Below are 19,837 nucleotides of genomic sequence, written 5' to 3'. Positions count from 1 at the left end.
TTTAGCTGATGCTCGACTGGCCACAATCAAACCGAGCTCGTCAATCAGGACAGCGGCACCCAAAATCAGGCCAAGAGCAGCGCGAAGTCGGATTCCGCGGTGCTGTGCTGTATGCACTCACGCTCCGCAAAGCCGCGAGAGAGCATCCCCGAAGGTCCGTGCCGCTGGCCCAAGCGGTTCATCGATCCGATGGACGAGATATGCCTCCATAGGGAGTCGACTGTCTCGACCCAGTGAATCCGTCGGTAAGCGCACGAGCCGCCCCTCCGCCAGATCCCGCTCTACCTGCCATTCGGGTAATCGGCCCCAGCCAAGCCCCTCCAGTATCAGCGAATATTTGGCGTCCTGGTTGCTGACGCGGCACGTCTGCGGCGAGAGCACACCGAAGTCACGCCCCTCGGAGCGCTGAGAAGGGTCCGACAGGACAATTTGAAGATGGTCAGCAAGGTCGGGACTGTCGAGAGTAGCGCTCGGGCGGTTGAGGCCCAGAGGGTGTTCTGCGGCGACTACGGCTATCATTTGGATTTCGGCCAGGGCGCGTCTGCTAATCGCCGGATCCGCAAACTCCTCGCCAGCCATGATGCCGAGCGTGAAGCGCCGATTGATCAGCCCGTCCAGAGGACCACCCATCGGCGACACGGCAAGCCTGACGGCGACCGAAGGGTAAACTGATCGCATCTCCTTCAAGGCAGCACCCACGGTCGCAAGCGGAAACAGCACGTCGACGATCAGCGATAGCTCGAGTTCGACGCCCTCACCCATGCCCCGCGCTCGCGCGCGCATCGCGTCGACGCGCAGCAGGACGTCACGTGCATTGACAAGCAGTGCCTGTCCCTCCGGCGTCAACACCGGACGATGGCCTGTGCGGTCGAACAGGGAAACCCCGAGTTGAGCCTCCAGATTCGCGATGGCGTGGCTGACCGCGGATTGGGCGCGCGAAAGGCGCATCGAAGCTGACCGGAAGCCGCCGCTTTCAGCGACGACCACAAAGGTCCGCATCTGATCAAGGGTCAGCGCATCTATCATGATCGATCCGTTAGATAGGTTTGATGCAAACTATACGACTTCCCGAGATCAATCAAAACGCCCATTTTCTCCTGGGTCAATGAAGGAAACTACCCGCCAACGGTTGCGGACGGAACAAGGAGAAATCGAATGGCGAAGGTTCTCGTTCTTTATTACTCGTCGTACGGGCACATCGAGACGATGGCGGGCGCCATTGCCGAGGGCGCACGCGAGGTCGGTGCCACAGTCGCGCTGAAGCGCGTACCGGAGATCGTGCCCGAGGCTGTCGCAGCCCAGTCCGGCTACAAGCTCGTCCAGGAAGCGCCTATAGCAACCGTGGCGGAACTGCCGGAATACGACGCCATCATCATCGGCACGCCAACTCGCTTCGGCAACATGGCCGCGCAGATGAAGAACTTCCTAGATCAAACCGGAGGCCTTTTCGCCGAGGACGCGCTGGTCGGACGCATCGGCAGCGTCTTCACCTCGTCTGGCTGCCAGCACGGCGGACAGGAAACAACAATTACCGCAACACACAATGTGCTCCTCCATCTCGGCATGGTGATCGCGGGACTGCCCTATAGCTTTAAGGGTCAGATGCGCATGGACGAAATTACCGGCGGCTCGCCCTATGGAGCCTCCACCCTCGCCGACGACGGCAACGGCGGCGACCGACAGCCAAGCACAAACGAGCTGGATGGAGCTCGTTTCCAGGGTCGCCACATCGCGCAACTTGCGGCAGCCCTCGTCGTCGGAAAAAAGCAAATCGCGGGCGCAAACTGATGCCCGCCTTGGTCACCGTCGCGCACGACAGAACCAACTGGCTCGCGGTAACCACGGTTGTCGCGGCCGGTATGGTTGCGGCAATGCAGGTTGGCAAGGTGTTGATCGCCAGCCCCCTGCTGCAGATTGACCTCAGCCTCGACCTCGCTAACCTCGGTTGGCTCACCTCGATTTTTGCGGTCATTGGGGTTGTCGGTGGTATTCCCGCCGGCGCGCTGGTTGCGAGAATGGGGGATCGCCGACTGCTCTGTGTCGGGATGGCAATCCTGATCCTTGGAATCTTGGTCGGCGCCACCAGCGAGTGGTTCTCACTGCTCATCGCATCTCGTGTTATCGAGGGATTGGGCTTCGTACTTGTGGTGGTGGCCGGCCCGGCGGTGCTTATGCGCATCGTATCGTCGAGCCAGCGCGACATCGTTTTTGCGCTTTGGAGTTGCTTCATGCCTACGGGCATGGCGCTCGCCCTGCTCACCGGCCCGCTCGCTTCGAGCTGGCAGGTGATCTGGTATATAAATGGTGTCATCGCGCTACTCAGCCTGACGTCAATTACCACGACTGTACCTCCGTCCCGGATCAGGGCTTGCGACATCGAAGATAGTTTCGGTGAGGATGTCTTCCTGACGGTGAAAAGCCGTGGGCCGGCGTTACTCTTCCTTATCTTCGCTCTTTACAACCTGATGATGTTCACGCTCTTCAGCTTTTTGCCGATCCTGCTTGTTACGCGCCTGAACATTTCGCTCGGAGCGGCCGGTATCCTCAGCGCCCTTATCACGCTTATGAACGTGGCGGGCAATATAACTGCCGGCAGTTTGCTATCTCGCGGGTTTAGCCGCGGCCGCCTGGTGATGATCGCAGCTGTGATGATGGCAGCCTCCGGCGCGTGGGTCTTCCTCGCGCGATCTGACGCGATAACGACCGTCGCACTTTGTGCCCTGTTTTCCGCGATTGGCGGGCTCATCCCCGCGACGCTGATCTCGTCCGCCCCAATGCTTTCACCACGGCCAAGTCTGGTGCCGATGACGATGGGCCTGCTCATGCAAGGCAGCAATCTCGGGCAGCTTGTCGGCCCTGTCGCGGTTGGATTCGCGATCGAAGCCTATGGCTGGACGTCGGGAGTCGCATTCCTGGGTTTCGGTGCCGTCGCCTGCACCGTCCTCGCCCCGATGCTCGAAGGAACACTTCGAGCCAACTCCGGTGAGCGAACGGCATCCCAGCAAACCCGCATCTAAAGTTAGAGGAGTTTCACACATGCAATTCGGCATTTTTTCAATCGGTGACATCGCCACGGATCCGACGACGGGAAGCACACCGTCTGAGAAGGCACGCATCAAGGCGATGGTCGCTATCGCGCAGGCAACTGAAGAACTTGGGTTCGATGTTTTCGCGACCGGAGAACATCACAACGTGCCGTTCGTGCCGTCCTCGCCCACCACCCTTTTGGGCTACATCGCCGCCAAGACGCAAAAAATTCTGCTCTCCACATCGACGACACTGATAACGACAAATGATCCCGTCAAGATCGCGGAAGACTATGCGATGCTTCAGCACCTAGCAGACGGGCGAGTAGATTTGATGATGGGACGCGGTAATACCGGTCCCGTTTATCCTTGGTTCGGAAAAGACATCCGGGATGGCCTTCAGCTCGCGATCGAGAACTACGCGCTTCTTCGCCGACTATGGCGAGAGGACGTCGTGAACTGGGAAGGCAGGTTCCGCACGAAGCTTCAACACTTCACATCGACGCCCCGCCCTCTCGATGGCGTTCCTCCTTTCGTGTGGCACGGATCCATCAGAACGCCAGAGATTGCCGAGCAAGCCGCCTTCTATGGAGATGGCTTCTTTGCCAACAACATTTTCTGGCCGTCCTCGCACACCAAAAGGCTTGTTACGCTATACCGGCAGCGCTTTGAGCATCACGGACACGGTTCGGCCGATCAGGCGATCGTCGGGTTGGGTGGACAAACCTTCATTCGGAAAAACTCACAAGACGCAATTCGTGAGTTCCGCCCGTTTTTCGATAACTCCGACATATACGGTCGCGGACCATCGCTGGAAGAAACCATGGCGCAAACGCCACTCTCCGTGGGGAGCCCACAACAGGTCATCGATCGGACGATGCGTTTCCGAGAGGATTTCGGTGACTATCAGCGGCAACTCTTCAACGTCGATGGATTGGGCTTGCCTGCCGCGATGGCGCTCGAGCAAGTCGAGCTTCTCGGCGAGCACGTAATCCCTGTCCTTCGAAGAGAATTCGACAACAAGCGTCCTTCTCATGTGCCGGAGGCCCCGACGCATGCGTCGCTGAAGCTGAAATCCTTGGCGATGTCCGAGGTCACCGCGGAGGCCGCAGAATGACCAACAAATCCCTGGTCGTCATCTCCGCGGGGCTTCGTCAGCCTTCATCAACGAGACTGCTCGCTGATCAACTCGCCGCTGCGGTTCGTGCGAACGCAAACGACATCGCTTCGAATCTCGAAGTAGAGACCATCGAGCTTCGTGATACTGCGCACGACGTCGTAAACAACCTGCTCGTTGGATACCCGTCACCGTCGTTGGATGCGGTGATCCAGAAGGTCACAGAAGCGAGCGGTCTCATCATCGCGTCTCCAGTGTTTGCCGCTTCGGTCAGCGGAATGTTCAAGTCCTTCTTTGATGTTATCGAGAAAGACGCCCTCGCCGGAAAACCGATTCTGCTTGCTGCTACCGGGGGCACACCGCGACACGCGCTCGTGCTTGAGAACGTCATTCGGCCGATCTTCATCTATCTACGTGCGACCGTTGTTCCAACGGCAGTGTTCGCCGCTACCGAAGACTTCGGTGGAGCGTCATCGGGCGGAGCTCTTTCAGAGCGCGTCGACAGAGCAGCACGCGAACTCGCCCAAGCAATGAAGATTTACGTCTCTCAAAAAGCGGAGGCCCCAAGCGAGGGCACGACATCGTTCGACCTCCACCTGGCAGCGGGGTCGCGCGATGCCCATCTGCCCGGATAATGCGTCCACGATGCAGCCGCGTCGCGCAGCAAGCGCTTTTTCGCCATCTGCATTGACCAGCCCACCGCGCCGAACGCGGTTCGGATGGCCACAGGGAGCCATCAGCAACACCCGGTCGATCTCAAGGATCGGCAGGGCGTTGTCCGTTCTGGCGTGTCTCACGTTGCTCCCCTGCGTGGCGGGGGCGCAAGATATGCCTGGAAACCTGATGCGTACGAGCGACGACTCCACGGCACGTTCGTTGGCCATCAAGAAGAGATGGTCTGCGCTGGCAGCCTACCCCGCTCCATTCATTCCAAGCTTCATATTCGGGCGACTTTATTCGGGAAACCGATCCGGCCGGGACAATCCACATGGTCGGCCTCGAGGCGATGTTCCGGTTTTGAAGAGATCCTCTTGTGACCAGCCAGTAGTTGCTGAAATTGCGGAGTAATGAAGTCAGAGGAGCTATCGCCGCTTGTCCGTATAACAAAGGTCTTCCTAAGATGGTGGTTCAGAAAGTTGCGATAGCAATTCATGAAGGCGTCCAGGCCCTCGACGTCGCCGGCCCGATCGACGTATTCGCCGAGGCGAATGCTTTCGTTGGTGCCGGGGAAGGCTTTGAGGTTCTCCTCGTTGGAGCTTCCCGTAGCCCAGTGCGCGCGTCCAACGGAATGCAGATTTTAGCTGATGCAACATTCGAGGAGGCGTCAGGGGGATTCGATGTCTTGCTTGTCGCCGGCGGGCCTGCGCTGCCGGACCGCGCTCCGGAACCGGCAATGCAGAACTGGCTACGTCATGCACCCTGGCGCGCCAGCATCTACGGGTCGGTTTGCACCGGAGCTTTCGCCTTGGGCCATGCTGGCCTACTCGACGGAAAGCGCGTGACGACACACTGGCAGAACGCACAGAAACTCGCTGAACGCTTTCCCGCCGCCACGGTGGTACACGATCGAATCCACATTCGAGACGGACGCCTATTCACGTCTGCCGGGGTCACAGCCGGCATCGATTTGGGGTTGGCGCTGGTTGCGGAACGCTACGGGCATCCTATCGCTGTTGCCGTGGCGAAGCGGCTGGTCGTCGTTGCGCAACGACAGGGCGGGCAGTCCCAGTTTAGCCCGTATCTATCGGCGCCCGCAGATCCGGAGTCGCCGATGAGCCGCGTGCAAAACCATGTCATGAGCGCTCTTGCCGCTCGCCACACCCTGCAAACCCTGGCACAGCACGTTGGCATGAGCGCTCGGAACCTTGCACGACACTTCGTGCAAGAGACTGGGATCACGCCTCACGAATTCATTGAACGCGCCAGGGTGGACGCGGCCCGTGCGATGCTCGAAGCGAACGACCTTCCGCTTAAGGCCGTCGCCTTCGATTGCGGCTTTGGTAGGGCCGACCGGATGCATGATATCTTTAAGGAACGGCTTGGCGTTACGCCACTACAATATCGTGCCAGCTTCCGCCACGAGCAGGAAACACCACGTTAGCGCACCCGTTGCTCGGTAGCCTGCCCCAAACTATCCAACACCACATCCAGTTGCGATGAGCTGAAAACTTTGCGGACTCACGTATTTAAAGTCAGGAAAGTGCCAATATGGGAGTCGTTACACCTTCCTGTAATTGGGGCAACGCTGAACCGCGGTAGCACCCCACCATGGCGAAGGTTCTCGATACCGTAGCGTATTTTAAGATAAGGGGAGCTCTTTCCATAATCTATAAAACTGCGCCCTGCTTATGCCGAGTAGCTTAGCGGCGTGCTGTTTGTTGCCTCGGGTCTGTTCGAGGGCGGAACGAATTGAAGCATGGGCTTCAGATCGCAAACGTGTCCTCAAGTCGCTTTCCGCATCGGAGAAGGATAAGTGACGATGCTCATTCAACGATAGAATGGATAGCTTGCCAGTTACGATGAAGCGCGTCAGTGCGTTTTCCAATTCGCGAACGTTGCCGGGCCATGTGTGAACCGACAACAATTTGCGATCTTCTGCCGTCAGAGTTGGCGGTGGCTTTCTGAGGTTGGCAGCAATTCTTATCAAGAGACGATCCGCAAGATGCGACAGATCGTCTCTTTCTCGCAAGCTGGGTACACTTATCGGCAGCACGCTAAGGCGATGATAGAGGTCTTCGCGGAAGCGGCCCGACCGAACCAAGTCCGCGAGCGATTTGTTGGTTGCACAGATGATCCGAAGGTCAATGGTGACCGGACTTGTGCCGCCAACGCGGACAATCTCTCCCGTCTGCAGAACTCGCAACAAACTCCCCTGGAGCGATAGCGGCATGTCTCCGATCTCGTCGAGGAACAGAACGCCGCCGGCGGCGAGCTCAACCTTACCCGGTTTACCTTGGCTGCGGGCGCCAGTGAAGGCGCCACCTTCGTAACCGAAAAGTTCCGCTTCGATGAGTTCACTCGGAATCGACGCGCAGTTCACCCATACGAATGGACCGGCACTTCGCTCCGACAGCGCATGGATCGAATGAGCTGACAACTCCTTCCCCGCGCCGGTCTCTCCGAAGATCATAACTGGCAGATCGTAGGCAGCCGCCACTTTGAGCGTTTCCCGGTGTGCGTCCATTACCTGCCCGGTGCCGATAATTTCGTCTGGGCCGAACTTCGACTGCCAAGCTTTCGGTTTCGATGGAATGGCAAGTTCCGCCTTCGATATCCGGCTGTACGTCTTTTTCAAAGCGTCGTAGTCGGAGAACAACGCTAGGCCGACGGCTCCAATGATCCTGCCGTCCTTGTGCACGGGGACCTGCTTCGTCACGAGCTTATGACCATGCACTTCAAGTGGATATCCGACGTGAGTGCCGACCCCACGCGCAACGAAATGAAGTTTGGTTTGCGGACCCACTACGTCGGTTATGTGTCGGCCAAGAAAATCCTCCGCTTCACCGCCGAGCAGGCGGCAGTAGGGCTCGTTAATGAGAACAATTGCTCCTTCGGTATCGACGGCCACTAGGCAGTCGGAGACATGATCGAGGACGAGCCGGAGAAAACCAGCCTCTTCCGATGATCCTGCAAGCCATTCCGGAAGTGCCATCTCAACCTGTCGGATTGTTTCAGCGCTAATTGCCCTGCCAGGATCATACAGGCTCCCTGTCTCAAATACGAGACGAAAAGTGTTCGCTTCGTGAGACTATTTGGAAAACGAAGAGCCTCGCCTTGTTGTCGGACGGGCTGCAAAGCCGAGTAATTTCAGCGAGTTATGGGTGAATTCGGGTGAGATGAAAATCTGGCCCGCGGCTTGCGATGTGTCGTGGCGTAACAACCTAATGGGGAGCAAATATGATGCCTACGGAGACAATCGAGATTGGCGACACAATCGTGTGCATATCAGGCACAGGTCCAGCGATCGTGTTCGTCCATGGATTCACGACAACGGCCGAGTTCTGGCGAGAACAGGTCGGCGCTTTTTCATTTCAATACAAAGTCATCCGCATCAACTTGCCCGGGCATGGGGTATCTCCCCGACCTTCGGAGCGCCATTATACGATCCCGGCTTTTGTATCCGATTTACTGAAGGTGTTCGACGATCTGGAAATTAAAAGCGCTATTCTCGTCGGCCTTTCAATGGGTGGAACCATCGCTCAAAACTTCACGCTCACCCACCCTGAACGGGTGCGCGGCCTGGTGCTTGTAGGGGCGACTCCACATGGGTTGGGGGAGGACGTGAACGTCAACAATGTTCTGAAAGCGATCGATGATCTCGGCGTAGTGGAGGCGAGTCAGAACGTCATTGAGCGATCGTTTGGCAGTACCGCCACGCGGCAACTCGTCGACTTTGCAAAACAAGAGGTTTCGCAAACACCCGCCTTCGTAGCGCGCGAGGCAATTTCTTCGCTCAATGCGTCAGATAGTCGTGCCTATCTTCGCGATATCACAGTGCCGACTCTAATCGTGGTTGGCAACGAGGATATCATAACTCCACCGCGAGAGTCCGTTGCCCTAGCGGAAGGCATACCGGATAGCACGCTGGAGGTGATCCAAGATGCGGGGCATTTTCCAATGCTCGAGGCCCCTCGCCGCTTCAACGAAGTCCTGACCGCGTATCTGAACACTGTTGAACAACGCATTAGTGCTGCGACCTCTCAAGGCCGTTCGCAGCATGCGGTTTAAAGCGAGGGCACAACGATGTCTGTTCATGGAATTTCATCCAAAGCTGTAGAGTACACCGACGCCCTTAACCGCAACACGAAGCGAACGGTTTTCGCGGCTGCGCTGGGGACTGTTTTTGAATGGTATGACTTCTTCATCTATGGCTCGCTTGCCGCCTTTTTCAGCACGCTCTTCTTCCCAAAGGGCAACGAAACCGCGGCCCTACTCGCGGCTCTGGCAACGTTTGGCGCGGGATTTGTTCTTCGACCGTTCGGCGCTGTCGTATTTGGCCGTCTCGGCGATGTCGTTGGCCGAAAAAAGACCTTCCTGGTGACGATGCTGGTCATGGGATTGGCGACGGCTGCGATCGGCCTCCTGCCAACTTACGAAACAATCGGGTGGGCGGCTCCTGCGTTGCTCGTAGGTTTACGCCTACTGCAAGGACTGGCCGTTGGCGGCGAGTTTGGTGGTGCCGTGACGTATGTTGCGGAACATTCCGATATAGACCGCCGCGGTTTAACGACCAGCTGGATCCAGATCACTGCCACGCTTGGCCTGTTCCTTTCTCTAATCGTTATCGTTCTTTGCCGATCTTCGATGTCGCCAGAGGCCTTCGCGAACTGGGGCTGGCGGTTGCCGTTCGTCGGATCAATAATGCTTCTAATTCTCTCACTTTACATTCGCCTAAAACTCCACGAATCTCCGGTCTTTCAGCAGATGAAGGCTCAAGGCAAGGGGTCGAAAAATCCGATTGCAGAGACCTTGGCTGATGGCCGCAATCTGCGCCTCGTTCTTGTTGCAATTTTTGGCGTCGTCGCTGGCCAGGCGGTTATCTGGTACACCGGCCACTTCTACAGCCTCTACTTCATGACCACTACGCTGAAAATGACGCACGATCAGGCGAACCTTTATCTCCTGATTGCGCTCACGTTAGGCACGCCATTCTTCCTGTTCTTCGGGTGGCTCTCCGACAGGGTCGGGCGCAAATGGATCGTCGTTACAGGCTGTGCACTTTCCGCTTTGCTGATCATACCGCTTTTTCAAGCGCTCGGTACTTATGGCAATCCAGCACTTGCCCAATTCCGCGCGCAAACTTCCGTTCATCTTATCGGAAACGACTGCCACCACGATCAGTCTTTCATTGGGCAATTGTTCAGCCCCGAGGCGACGACACAGTGCCAAAAGGCCAAGGCGCTTCTTACGGCCCGAGCGGTTCCTTATACGATTAAGGCAGGCACTCAGGCACTTCGGGTTCAATTGAACGATGGCGTGCTTGAGGCCTACGACGAAGCAAAGCTATTTGCTGCTCTGACGACACGCGGTCTGCCTGCTCCGAATGCTCCTGTGGAACCCAATGGACCGATAGTAATCGCGATCCTCTTCTCCTTGGTGCTCCTTGCCACCATGGTTTACGGACCGTTAGGAGCGCTTCTGGTGGAGCTCTTTCCTGTGCGCATACGCTACAGCGGTGTTTCAGTAGCCTTGCAACTCGGGAATGGGTGGATTGGTGGTTTCGCGCCGTTCGTCGCAACGGCAGTCGTGATTGCGACTGGCGACGTATTTGGGGGGCTGTGGTATACCGTAGCTTTCGCGGGACTTACTGCGGTTGTGGGTGCACTTTTCCTCCCCGAGACACGGGGACGTGACTTGAACACCTAATCTCCCAGCGAGACGTCAAGTTCGAGCTCAATTGGTGATGGTGGAGTCCGGGCTTGTTCCGGACTCTGCTTTTGACCTTGTCCCGACCGGAGCCTATTACGTAGTAAGCCGCCCCAAACTCGCGCTCACTCTTGTCGTTGCGTCACTATGGGTAGACCACCGCGCTGTTGCCGACGTGGCCGTGGATGACCTGGCTTTGAATTGGGATGACCAGCATCAGGCAGTTCCCGCCGCGCCTGGCCAATAATGAGAATCTGGAACCGGCCGCGGCCCAAACACAGCCTGGCCAACGCGGACGATACTCGCGCCTTCTTCGATAGCCCAAGCGTAGTCGCCCGACATGCCCATGGAGAGGTCAACGAGGCTTCCGCCCTGCGGTGCCTCGGCTTTTGCGCGGTCGCGAATGTGCCGAAGCAAGCGAAAGCAGCGCCTCACCTCCACCTCGTCGGGCGTAAAAGTTGCAAGAGTCATGAAGCCCTTTGGGCGCAGCGCATCGAAAGCGCGGAGCTCCCGCAGAAATGCCGGCACGTCCTCTGGTCGCAGACCATATTTACTGGCTTCGCCGGATGTGTTGACTTGGACCAGCACGTCGAGGCCGCGCCCGAGATATTGAAGCCTTTTTTCGAGCGCCGTTGCCAGCGACAGCCGGTCGAGAGACTGAACCTCCTCGGCAAAGCGTAGCGCGTCCTTCACCTTGTTGCTTTGGAGATGACCGATCATCGTCCAATGGACAGCCTCACCACATAAGGCTTGGGCCTTCGATCGTCCTTCCTGCACCTTATTCTCGCCGAGATCATTCGCACCCGCGCGGATAGCTTCGAGCACCCGTTCGGGCGCGACGGTTTTGGTCACGAGAACGAAGCGCACTGCATTGGGCGAGCGGCCCGAGCGCACTGCAGCGTCCGCTATCGTTTGCCTGACTGCTGCGAGATTGACGGCGACTTCAGCCATTCGCTTTTCCCTCAGTCGGCCACCCGTCCTGCCCGCTGGCACGTGCAACCAATTGATCGTTTGAGGCCGTTATTCCGCGAGCCCCTGCAGCCATTCGGCGAACATCTTGCGAGCGGCATTACGCAACACCGGCCCGAACCGGACTGCGTCCGCGCGCAAGCCATCCCGATCAATGCCGCTAGCAGTCAGCTCAGCGGCGTGACCGATCAGCCAGCGCTCGATGCCCACGCAAGCGTCAACCTCGGGGTGGAATTGGAGTCCGAGAACATTGCGACCGAGGGCGAAGCCCTGCGCCCCGCAAAGAGCTGTCGTAGCCAGGGTTTCCGCGCCATCGGGAAGTTGGAAGGCGTCCCCGTGCCAATGCAGCACCGGGACGCCTTCCAGATGCTTAAGCGGCCCAACCCGCCCCGCATCCGTCAAGGCCAGCTCCGAGAAGCCGATCTCCTTCGTTCCCATTGACTCGACTTTCGCGCCGAGCGTCGCTGCAATCTGCTGCGCGCCCAGGCAGATGCCCAACGTCGGGCGATCAACCGCCAGCCTTGCCTTCAAAAGCCGCTGTTCCTCGACGAGGAAAGGATAGGTATCCGTCTCATAGACCCCGACAGGCCCCCCCAGAACGACAAGCAAGTCGCTAAGCAACGGGTCGAGCGTCCAAAGCTCATGGATGCCTAAGTCGTAGTAGTGGATCCTGTAGCCGGCGGCGCTAAGGACGGCTTCGAAGGTTCCGAGATCCTCGAAATGGATGTGCCGGATGGCGACCGCCGTTTTCAGCATCTCGGAATCTCCGTCGAGATAGCACTCAGCGAAGGGCCGAGAGGTCGGCGCCGTGATTGATGTGATAGACGGCGCCTGCAATCACTAAAGCGGGGACCGACTTGACACCGGCGCGTTCCGCTTCGTCGATACGTTTGCTGTTTTCGCCGAGATGAACGATCTCGACGTCATAACGACTCTTGTCGACTGCGCCCGCAAGGCGTTGCTCCGCATCAACGCACACTGCACATCCGGCGTGATAAAATACTGCTTTCTCAGCCATGCTCCGACCTCTTTGTTCCGGCCAACGCGGGATTGCGATGACATCGTTCTCATGCAATACCTTTTAACCGGCCTAGTGTTGAGGGCCGGTTTTGGAAATATGGATAGGCCGGTTGAACGCACGCCGCGACATCACGATTGAACTCTCGCGCGACGGTAAGCAGCCAATTTTCCTAGACATTGTTGCTTCCATTGTTCGCGAAATCGAGCGCGGCCGCCTAAAGCCGGGCGAAGCGTTGCCAGGAACTCGCGCCCTTGCAAGGAGTCTGAAAGTTCATCGCAATACCGTCGATGCGGCCTATCATGAATTGACCATGCAGGGCTGGCTCGTGGCGGAGCCATCGCGAGGGACGTTCGTCGCTCGCGATCTGCCTGATCTAAGGCCAGCGAACGACGCGGACCGCAAATCTGCGCCAGCGAACGCCGTACGAACAGAAATGAGAGCGCCGTCGCCGCTTCGCGTAACCGATGGTGCGCCAGATTCCAGACTTATGCCTCGCAGCGAGCTGGGACGCGCCTTTCGCCGGGCGCTTTTGGGGCCGGCTTTTCTGTCAGACACTGGTTATGGCGATCCGCGTGGCGCGCTCTCGCTCCGCGAGGCATTATCCGATTATCTGGAGAGTGAACGCGGGCTGATAGCACCGCCTTCCGATTTGCTCGTTACCCGAGGCAGCCAAATGGGCCTGTTCCTCGCGGCCTCTGCGGTCATTGAGCCGGGCGAAGCCATTGCGGTCGAGGACCCGGGATATCCGCTCGCTTGGGCGGCGTTCCGCGCAGCGGGGGCGAAGGTGATCGGCGTGCCCGTCGATGGCCAAGGTATCGACGTCTCCCGCCTGGCGTCCATCGCCGACCGAGAACCACGTCTAAGAGCCATCTATGTGACGCCCCACCACCAGTATCCAACCACAGTGACGCTTGGCGCTGGCCGCAGATTGAAGTTGCTCGACATCGCACGTTACCGCAGTCTGACGATCATCGAAGACGACTACGACCATGAGTATCGCTTCGACGGCCGTCCGGTGCTTCCCTTGGCAGTTAGAGCGGAAGTGGAGTTGCCAGTCATCTATATCGGATCGCTTTCCAAACTGCTCGCCCCCGCCGTGCGCGTAGGATACGTCACGGCGCGTTCGGACATCCTTGCTCGCATGGTGGATCGGCGCGAAGCGATCGACCGGCAGGGCGATCTGCCGCTCGAACAGGCGCTTGCAGGACTGATCGAGGACGGCGCGCTTCGACGGCACGCTCGCAAGGCTCGCCGCATTTACCAAGCAAGGAGAGACCATCTCGCGGAGAGGTTGATCAGTCGCCTGGGTAGCGAAGTAACATTCGAGACCCCCGCTGGCGGCCTTGCTCTTTGGATCAGTCTGCGTTCTGGCCTCAGCGCCGAAACATGGGCATTCAATGCGCATCGCGCGGGCCTGGCGGTCACACCGGGCCTGCGTTTCGCGCTAGACGCTTCGCGCGCCCCCGAGGCATTTCGGGTCGGATATGCCAGTCTCGACCAGAGCGAGCTGTCACGTCTTGTCGATCTGCTCAGCCGAACACGGCCCGACTGAGACATGCCGCGATAGCACAATTCTCCGTGTGCCACGGGTTCATCCGGAACACTCATCGAACTGGCTCCATGCCCGAAGCACGCGATGAGGCGTAAAGCCCGTTCGGCTTACCTTTAACGGCCTTCCTGGACGCCCACGATTGCTTGCCTCGAGTGGTTTGAAGCGTTCGATCGGATGCCGGGTGGAAGGGTGGGATCGCACTCCCTTATGTCCGAGCTACGAAGAGGCCCCTAATCCCTCGCGGCGATCTTCAGCGGCCCGATCTCGTCATCTGAACCCGGCTTGCATCTCGACCACCCAACCATGCCGGTTTCGACGCAACCTCGCCCAAATCTGGGAACCGGCGATCACCGTCATGTTCAAGCGCCAACCGCCAAAATGTCGCAGGCGCATTTTCCATACTTGTTCGTCTCGAATATATATACCAAACTAAAGCGTCTACTAATTAGAGAGTCTCATGGAAAATTTCGTGATCATCGCACTATCGCACCCCCACTTCGCCATCGCAGCCAAGGTGGTCTTGACCTCGCTCTTTTGGATTGCGGGGCTCTTCGGGGTTTTTAAGTTCAACGCCGTCGTGCAAGAGGTCGTGGAGGTTAACTTGCCGTTTCCTCGGCTCTTCGCGGCAGCCACGATCGCTTGTCAGTTGATCGGGTCAGCTCTGCTCATCACCAATTTTGCCGGCCTTGGGTGGTTAGGAGCTGCCGCTCTGGCGGGATTTACGCTGCTCACCATTCCTTACGGTCACGCGTTTTGGCGGTTCGAGGGCCGCAAGAAGGTCAGTGAGCTTCAGATCGCCCTCGAGCACATCACAGTGGTGGGAGGTTTGGCCGTCGCCGCGAGTCTTTCGGTTATTTCGTAAATATCGCACTTGAGGCAGAGGCATCTAATGGTTGAAATGAAGCGCACGCGAGGTAGACCGAAGGACGATGCTAAGAGGACTGCTGTGCTGGAAACGGCGCGCAGCCTCTTCCTTTCGAATGGGCCTGACGTCACATTGGACGAGGTCGCTGCGGCGGCAGGCGTTGCGAAAGCCACCGTCTATGGAAACTTCACGGACAAAGACGGATTGATTGAAGAAATAATCCGACGAGAATCTAATAACACTATTATCGACGAAGACTTCCAAACCATCAAAGAGATGGAGATACCCGACGCGTTACTCGATTTCGGACTGCGCTATGTGAAATTCATCAATAGCCGTGACTTGCTCGGCTGGGATCGGCTTATCGCATCGCTTTCAGACCGCGCGGACGTGGCGCGTCGATTCTTTGACATGGGGCCTGGCCGTGCTCAACGGCTTCTAACGGAACTGATTGTTTATGCCGCTGAATGCGGATCCCTGGACGTTTCGGACGCGGTTCGAGCTGCTGATGAACTCACAGGCCTTTGGCTCGGCTTCGTCAATCTGGAAATCAAGCTAAATGTCCGGAAGCCGTTGACGATTGAAGAAATCGAACAGCGTGTGGTGCGGGGGGTAGCCATCTTTCTCGCTGTTTACGGGCCTGATCCCTAGCAACTCGCTGTATCGCTTATTGAGCTGCCGGTTCCTCGGCCAGCGGCGTCACTACATCTGTTGCCCTTATGCGCGTCGGCTGTCGCGAGGTTGCGCCGTTCACCAATGTCACGATGGGCCTCGAAGCGGACCCCGCCGATTTTTAGCCGCCGCTAACCGCACGCCCTACTACGACCGAATCGACCTTCCAAATGAGGAATCACCACTACATGCTTGTCCATGAGGCACCGTGAAGTGCCGATCATCCGCGAGCAGGATGGTGATCGGGATACTCATCAATAACACGCTTTGCGTTCCTCACCGTCGCACGATCGTAGATCGCTACCGAACAGAGAGGATACATGGCTGAGGAGAAATATCTTACCGCAGAGGAAGTCGCCGAACGCTATCGCAGCGGAATTTCTGTTGGCACACTCCGTAACTGGCGAGCGAAACAGATTGGGCCATCTTTCGTGAAAATCGGCAGAGCGATCCTTTATCCGGTTGTGGACCTTGATGCTTGGGATGAAACGAATAAGATTCGTTGTCGTGCTCCGAGGCATCCCACAGAAAGCGACGATGGTCAGCGATAATGATCAAGACAGGTCACGAGAAGCCTACCACGCAAGGATCCGCGCCTGCTCGCGCACGTCGGCAAGCGCCGCGCACTGGCGGCTAAGGTCGGCGATCGTGATCCTGTCCAATGTCCGTGCGTCAGCTTTCGGCAGCAGCGTCCGGTTGACCTTTTGCCCGGCCGCCATTTTCGCCCAACAGCCGAGCGTTGGGTTGGGGACGCCGTGCCTCTTGCAGATCTTGTGAAGCGCGACATCGGATATCGCGAATTCTTTGGCCAAATGCGTCAGCGGCCTGGACCAGACCATCTCGTAAAATTCTTCGCGCGTAAAAACTCGTGCCACCGCGATCCTCTCGATACTCCCATTGTCTGAGCGCGCCAGGCCAAGGGGCCGCCGCTTGGTCGCCGGGTCCAGGGGCGCAACGGCGGCTCAGGGCCGATCCGCGCGAGATCCCGCCAAGGGTAGATGTCAAACACCCGCCGCGGCAGCTCCCACATGCACTCCACCACAAAATAACCGAAACTCGATCTTCCACTGATCTTTCCGCGACTTCGCCGCTGTGGTTTTGGGCAGGAGGAAGCGTTGTGCATTTAGCACATGCTCGTTACTGATTACCGGTGTTTAAAACCGCAAATGTCACGCCAGATCCCGACCTCAATATTATCGTGGAGACAATGAGAGCGGAAGATCTACGTTGCAGGAGCAGCGTCGATATGGCGCAGATGTGAAGATGGCGAGGGCCTGCTGAGTGAGCAAACCACAGAGCGTAAAAAAGCGTCAGTGCGTCTTTTGTGGTCAGCCGCCCGCCAACAAGAATAGAGAACACATCGTCCCCAAATGGCTCCTCGAGTTGACCGGCGATCCAAGCCGGGTGGTCACGATGGCCATAGATCCTCAGTCGGGCAAGCCGATCAGGTTCTCATGGTCGGCTCTGGTTATGCCTGCGTGCGAGGCATGCAATCTTGAGTACAGCGCTCTTGAAGCAGCCGTGAAGCCGATCGTACTCGCACTGCTGGATCGACAGCCGATAACCTCTAGTGAGGCTTTCGTCCTCCTGGATTGGCTCGACAAAGTTCGCATATGCTTGTGGCTGCATCAGATCATCATGCAAGGGACCACAGAAACCATCGATCCCCATCTCCACGTCGGGAATAGAATCGGCACGAAGGATCGACTGCTTTACCTCTATACGCTCGATGGGAAGGAGAAAGGACTGAACGCCTTCGGCATCGAGAGCCTCATTTTTCAACACCAGCCCAGCTGCTTCGCCCTCAGGGTGAATGACATAATCCTGTTCAACGCCTCCAGTGACTACGCCTTTTCCAGAAGCTGCGGCTTTTGGCATCCAGAACGTGTCGAGAGGTACATCGACGGCGAATTCGCGGGACAGGTGGCCTTCATCGGTTACGCGATGACCAGAAAAATTGCCCATCCGATTCTGGACTATCCTCTTGCGAAGGCTGCCCTCCGTATCGTGCAACCCATCGCCCAGCGCGGCACCGGAGGGGAGTTTTTGGGTCCGTTGCGACAGAACGAGAGCTACCACTTGAGCCACATGTCGGATCGCACGCGGGGAGCCGGAGTCATATTTCAGCAACTCGATGATGAAGTGCGTCCGATCTTCGATCTCGACGCGCCCCTGATTTTTGAAGACGTCGACGCTAGCCACAATGGCAACGCGGGCGACATCGTCGCCCAAGTATACCGTTTGCAGACATACCTCTTCCAAAATGGCGGAACGCCAGTCGGGAGCGAGCCGGCGATCGCCCATGCCAGGTCGATGTCGAACATTATGGAGATGACCAACGAGGCGAGGGCTGTGTTGACAGAAAGAGGACAGACATCCGAAAACGGCGAAGACTTCGTGACAAATGCGTTTCGAGACGCGATGGCCGCGGCGAAGCGTCCATCAAAACCGCAAGGCGATCACGCTTCGCATCCCGAGGCGGGGGATAGCGCGAGTAACGAATAGCGCCGGTGACACTGTGGGGCAGGACGCCGTGGGACTGGCGGGTGATGCGCGTTGGGGCGTCTTTGGTAAAGTCTGGCAAAGGTGTAGTGTATCCCATCAGCGAGCTTGGGGCTTGGGTGAAGAGAATAGAGTGCGGTCAGGTGCTTCGAAACGACCCAGCGAAGACATGTATGATCGGGCGTGATAATCACGGGAAGGCATCTTCTGCATACCCCAATTCACGGCACCATCTCTTCTAAAAAACGATATTTTGATAATTATTTCAACGCATTATACGAACAGTCTGCGTGGTCCATAACCATCCATCCGGCGATCCGACCCCGTCGCGCGCCGATATCGACATGACGAAGCTGATCGTCGAAACGGCAAAGCCCCTGGGGATCGCCGTGCACGATCACATCATCATCGGCAAGGACGGGCACGTCAGTCTAAAAGGCTTACGGCTGTTCTGATCGCGCTGGCCTCCCAGCCATTTCGCGCGGCTGAGCTACCAGCCGGTGGTGACGCCATTCACCTGCAATACGATAGCGAAGGTAATTACCCGAAAAAGCCAGTTGCCACAGACTCGGTCCCCGCCGAGCGAGATTCCTCAACGACCATATGCACGAACTGCAGTTTCGCTACCGCGGCTTTCGACATCACGAAGGGGTAGAAGTCCGGCTGGCCCATGCTGCGCGCCAATTCGTTGAGCACCATCGTCATCTCGATCCAGGAATTCAGCAGCGACAGAAACCCGTCAGCGCCGGTGTCGTCGGGCGCATACAACGCGTCGCGCTCAAACGGCTCGATAATCGCTTCAATATCCTCTGCATCGAGCCCAAACCCCAATGCCGTGCCGAGGCTATCAATCATATGCAGGTAGTGCGCCCAGGTTTCGGCCCAGTCTTCCCAGGGATGTGTGGAAGCATAGGAACTGATGTACCGATCGGCCCAGTCTGCAGGTGGGCCGTTTTCATAGTTCGCCTTCAACGCCGCCGCATAGTCGGCGCGCTCATCGCCGAAGAGCGTGCGAAAGGGCTCCAGCCAAGGGCCGTTGAGAATGAGCCGATTCCAATAGTAGTGGCCGACCTCGTGTCGAAAGTGGCCCAGGAGCGTGCGATAGGGTTCATGCAGTTCGAGCCGCATCTTCTCTCGCTGAACAGAATCCGCTTCTTCGATATTGACCGTAATCAAACCATCGGCGTGTCCGGTCAACACGCGCGGCCCGTTCTCCGGCGAGCGCAGGAAATCGAACATCAAGCCGTGTTTCTCGTCCTCGTCGACCTTGGACTTCACGGGCAGGCCGAGCGCCAGCAATTGCGACACCAGCCTTCGCTTTGCCACCTCGATCAACCCCCAGTGACGAGCATTGTCCTCGCAATCGAGATTCGGAATGGTCCTGTTCAGCCCGCAGGCGATGCAAAGGGACCTCGGCTCGCTCGCCGTCAGCATCCAGTTGCACTGCGCGGCAGTGTCACGGTTGCTGCAATACTTCAGCAATGGCCGCCCGCCACTCGCTTCCCAAGTGTCCGGCTGCGGGCCGGGTTCAAGCGGCATCAGCACGTCTTCACCCGGCAGATATCCGAGAGGTGCCTGGCAGTTGTTGCAAAGGGTGTTGCCGAAAAAGATGTGACTGCCACAGCGGCACACATAGGTGCGCGAATACCGCTTGGTCACGTCGCGGTGCTTCCAGTTCGTACCGATCAGGTCACCAAGCGTTTCCAGAAGGCTCGCCACGACATCCTCCAAGTTCGGAATTGGCAAA

The 19,837-nt window shown here is 57.8% G+C and carries 19 protein-coding genes and 1 pseudogene; 13 read left to right on the top strand and 7 right to left on the bottom strand.

The window, feature by feature from the left end; genetic code table 11:
- Positions 1–117: 117 nt before the first annotated feature.
- Positions 118–1,026, bottom strand: coding sequence for a LysR family transcriptional regulator (locus tag LAC81_RS06740; protein WP_223727189.1), 909 nt, complete (start codon positions 1,024–1,026; stop codon positions 118–120).
- 129 nt (positions 1,027–1,155) lie between these two features.
- Here LAC81_RS06740 and wrbA point away from each other — a divergent pair, with 129 nt between their 5' ends.
- The 5 genes from wrbA to LAC81_RS06715 all read left to right on the top strand — a co-directional run bounded on the left by wrbA (position 1,156) and on the right by LAC81_RS06715 (position 6,244).
- Positions 1,156–1,788: an NAD(P)H:quinone oxidoreductase gene (gene wrbA, locus LAC81_RS06735; protein ID WP_223727188.1), complete on the top strand. Its 633-nt coding sequence runs from the start codon at positions 1,156–1,158 to the stop codon at positions 1,786–1,788.
- Positions 1,788–3,017, top strand: a complete 1,230-nt coding sequence (locus tag LAC81_RS06730) for a CynX/NimT family MFS transporter (protein WP_223727187.1) — start codon at positions 1,788–1,790, stop codon at positions 3,015–3,017. Before wrbA ends, LAC81_RS06730 begins: the two co-directional genes overlap by 1 nt.
- A 19-nt stretch (positions 3,018–3,036) precedes the next feature.
- A complete protein-coding gene (locus tag LAC81_RS06725; RefSeq protein WP_223727186.1) occupies positions 3,037–4,143 on the top strand; it encodes an LLM class flavin-dependent oxidoreductase in 1,107 nt (368 codons plus the stop codon).
- Entirely contained in the window at positions 4,140–4,778 is a 639-nt protein-coding gene (locus LAC81_RS06720) for a CE1759 family FMN reductase (protein ID WP_223727185.1), read from the top strand. The genes LAC81_RS06725 and LAC81_RS06720 overlap by 4 nt, the downstream gene beginning before the upstream one ends.
- A gap of 485 nt (positions 4,779–5,263) precedes the next feature.
- Entirely contained in the window at positions 5,264–6,244 is a 981-nt protein-coding gene (locus tag LAC81_RS06715; protein ID WP_223727184.1) for a GlxA family transcriptional regulator, read from the top strand.
- A gap of 198 nt (positions 6,245–6,442) precedes the next feature.
- On the opposite strand, the gene LAC81_RS06710 is transcribed toward LAC81_RS06715, so the two are convergent.
- Positions 6,443–7,795, bottom strand: a complete 1,353-nt coding sequence (locus LAC81_RS06710; protein ID WP_223727183.1) for a sigma-54 interaction domain-containing protein — start codon at positions 7,793–7,795, stop codon at positions 6,443–6,445.
- 248 nt (positions 7,796–8,043) lie between these two features.
- On the opposite strand from LAC81_RS06710, the gene LAC81_RS06705 reads away from it, so the two are divergent.
- Positions 8,044–8,871 (top strand): alpha/beta fold hydrolase, encoded by an 828-nt coding sequence (locus tag LAC81_RS06705; RefSeq protein ID WP_223727182.1) that lies wholly within the window; start codon positions 8,044–8,046, stop codon positions 8,869–8,871.
- A 15-nt stretch (positions 8,872–8,886) separates the two neighbouring features.
- A complete protein-coding gene (locus LAC81_RS06700) occupies positions 8,887–10,509 on the top strand; it encodes an MFS transporter (RefSeq protein WP_223727181.1) in 1,623 nt (540 codons plus the stop codon).
- Positions 10,510–10,725: 216 nt separating this feature from the next.
- Here LAC81_RS06700 and LAC81_RS06695 read toward each other — a convergent pair whose 3' ends face one another.
- The 3 genes from LAC81_RS06695 to LAC81_RS06685 all read right to left on the bottom strand — a co-directional run bounded on the left by LAC81_RS06695 (position 10,726) and on the right by LAC81_RS06685 (position 12,496).
- On the bottom strand, positions 10,726–11,403 hold the full coding sequence (locus tag LAC81_RS06695) for a YggS family pyridoxal phosphate-dependent enzyme (protein WP_235693168.1): 678 nt from the start codon (positions 11,401–11,403) through the stop codon (positions 10,726–10,728).
- A 126-nt stretch (positions 11,404–11,529) separates the two neighbouring features.
- Positions 11,530–12,234: a glutamine amidotransferase gene (locus tag LAC81_RS06690; protein WP_223727179.1), complete on the bottom strand. Its 705-nt coding sequence runs from the start codon at positions 12,232–12,234 to the stop codon at positions 11,530–11,532.
- A gap of 25 nt (positions 12,235–12,259) precedes the next feature.
- On the bottom strand, positions 12,260–12,496 hold the full coding sequence (locus LAC81_RS06685; protein ID WP_223727178.1) for a thioredoxin family protein: 237 nt from the start codon (positions 12,494–12,496) through the stop codon (positions 12,260–12,262).
- Positions 12,497–12,608: 112 nt separating this feature from the next.
- Here LAC81_RS06685 and LAC81_RS06680 point away from each other — a divergent pair, with 112 nt between their 5' ends.
- From LAC81_RS06680 to LAC81_RS06665, 4 genes are all read left to right on the top strand, one after another.
- A complete protein-coding gene (locus LAC81_RS06680) occupies positions 12,609–14,051 on the top strand; it encodes a PLP-dependent aminotransferase family protein (protein ID WP_223727177.1) in 1,443 nt (480 codons plus the stop codon).
- Between the two features lie 457 nt (positions 14,052–14,508).
- Positions 14,509–14,913: a DoxX family protein gene (locus tag LAC81_RS06675; protein ID WP_223727176.1), complete on the top strand. Its 405-nt coding sequence runs from the start codon at positions 14,509–14,511 to the stop codon at positions 14,911–14,913.
- Positions 14,914–14,940: 27 nt separating this feature from the next.
- Entirely contained in the window at positions 14,941–15,567 is a 627-nt protein-coding gene (locus LAC81_RS06670) for a TetR/AcrR family transcriptional regulator C-terminal domain-containing protein (protein ID WP_223727175.1), read from the top strand.
- Positions 15,568–15,908: 341 nt separating this feature from the next.
- Positions 15,909–16,139, top strand: a complete 231-nt coding sequence (locus LAC81_RS06665; RefSeq protein WP_223727174.1) for a helix-turn-helix transcriptional regulator — start codon at positions 15,909–15,911, stop codon at positions 16,137–16,139.
- 24 nt (positions 16,140–16,163) lie between these two features.
- Here LAC81_RS06665 and LAC81_RS06660 read toward each other — a convergent pair whose 3' ends face one another.
- Positions 16,164–16,463 (bottom strand): hypothetical protein, encoded by a 300-nt coding sequence (locus tag LAC81_RS06660; RefSeq protein WP_223727173.1) that lies wholly within the window; start codon positions 16,461–16,463, stop codon positions 16,164–16,166.
- A 406-nt stretch (positions 16,464–16,869) separates the two neighbouring features.
- On the opposite strand from LAC81_RS06660, the gene LAC81_RS06655 reads away from it, so the two are divergent.
- Positions 16,870–18,093: a hypothetical protein gene (locus LAC81_RS06655; protein WP_223727172.1), complete on the top strand. Its 1,224-nt coding sequence runs from the start codon at positions 16,870–16,872 to the stop codon at positions 18,091–18,093.
- Positions 18,094–18,380: 287 nt separating this feature from the next.
- Positions 18,381–18,545 (top strand): annotated as a pseudogene (locus LAC81_RS06650) (JAB domain-containing protein); the annotation flags it as partial.
- An 85-nt stretch (positions 18,546–18,630) separates the two neighbouring features.
- On the opposite strand, the gene LAC81_RS06645 reads toward LAC81_RS06650, so the two are convergent.
- Entirely contained in the window at positions 18,631–19,809 is a 1,179-nt protein-coding gene (locus LAC81_RS06645; RefSeq protein WP_223727171.1) for a zinc-binding metallopeptidase family protein, read from the bottom strand.
- Positions 19,810–19,837: the final 28 nt, after the last annotated feature.

It is taken from the genome of Ensifer adhaerens (assembly GCF_020035535.1).
Taxonomy (GTDB): Bacteria; Pseudomonadota; Alphaproteobacteria; order Rhizobiales; family Rhizobiaceae; genus Ensifer.
The sequence above is the reverse complement of the archived record's forward strand: the minus strand, read 5'-3'. Positions and strand labels throughout refer to the sequence as shown.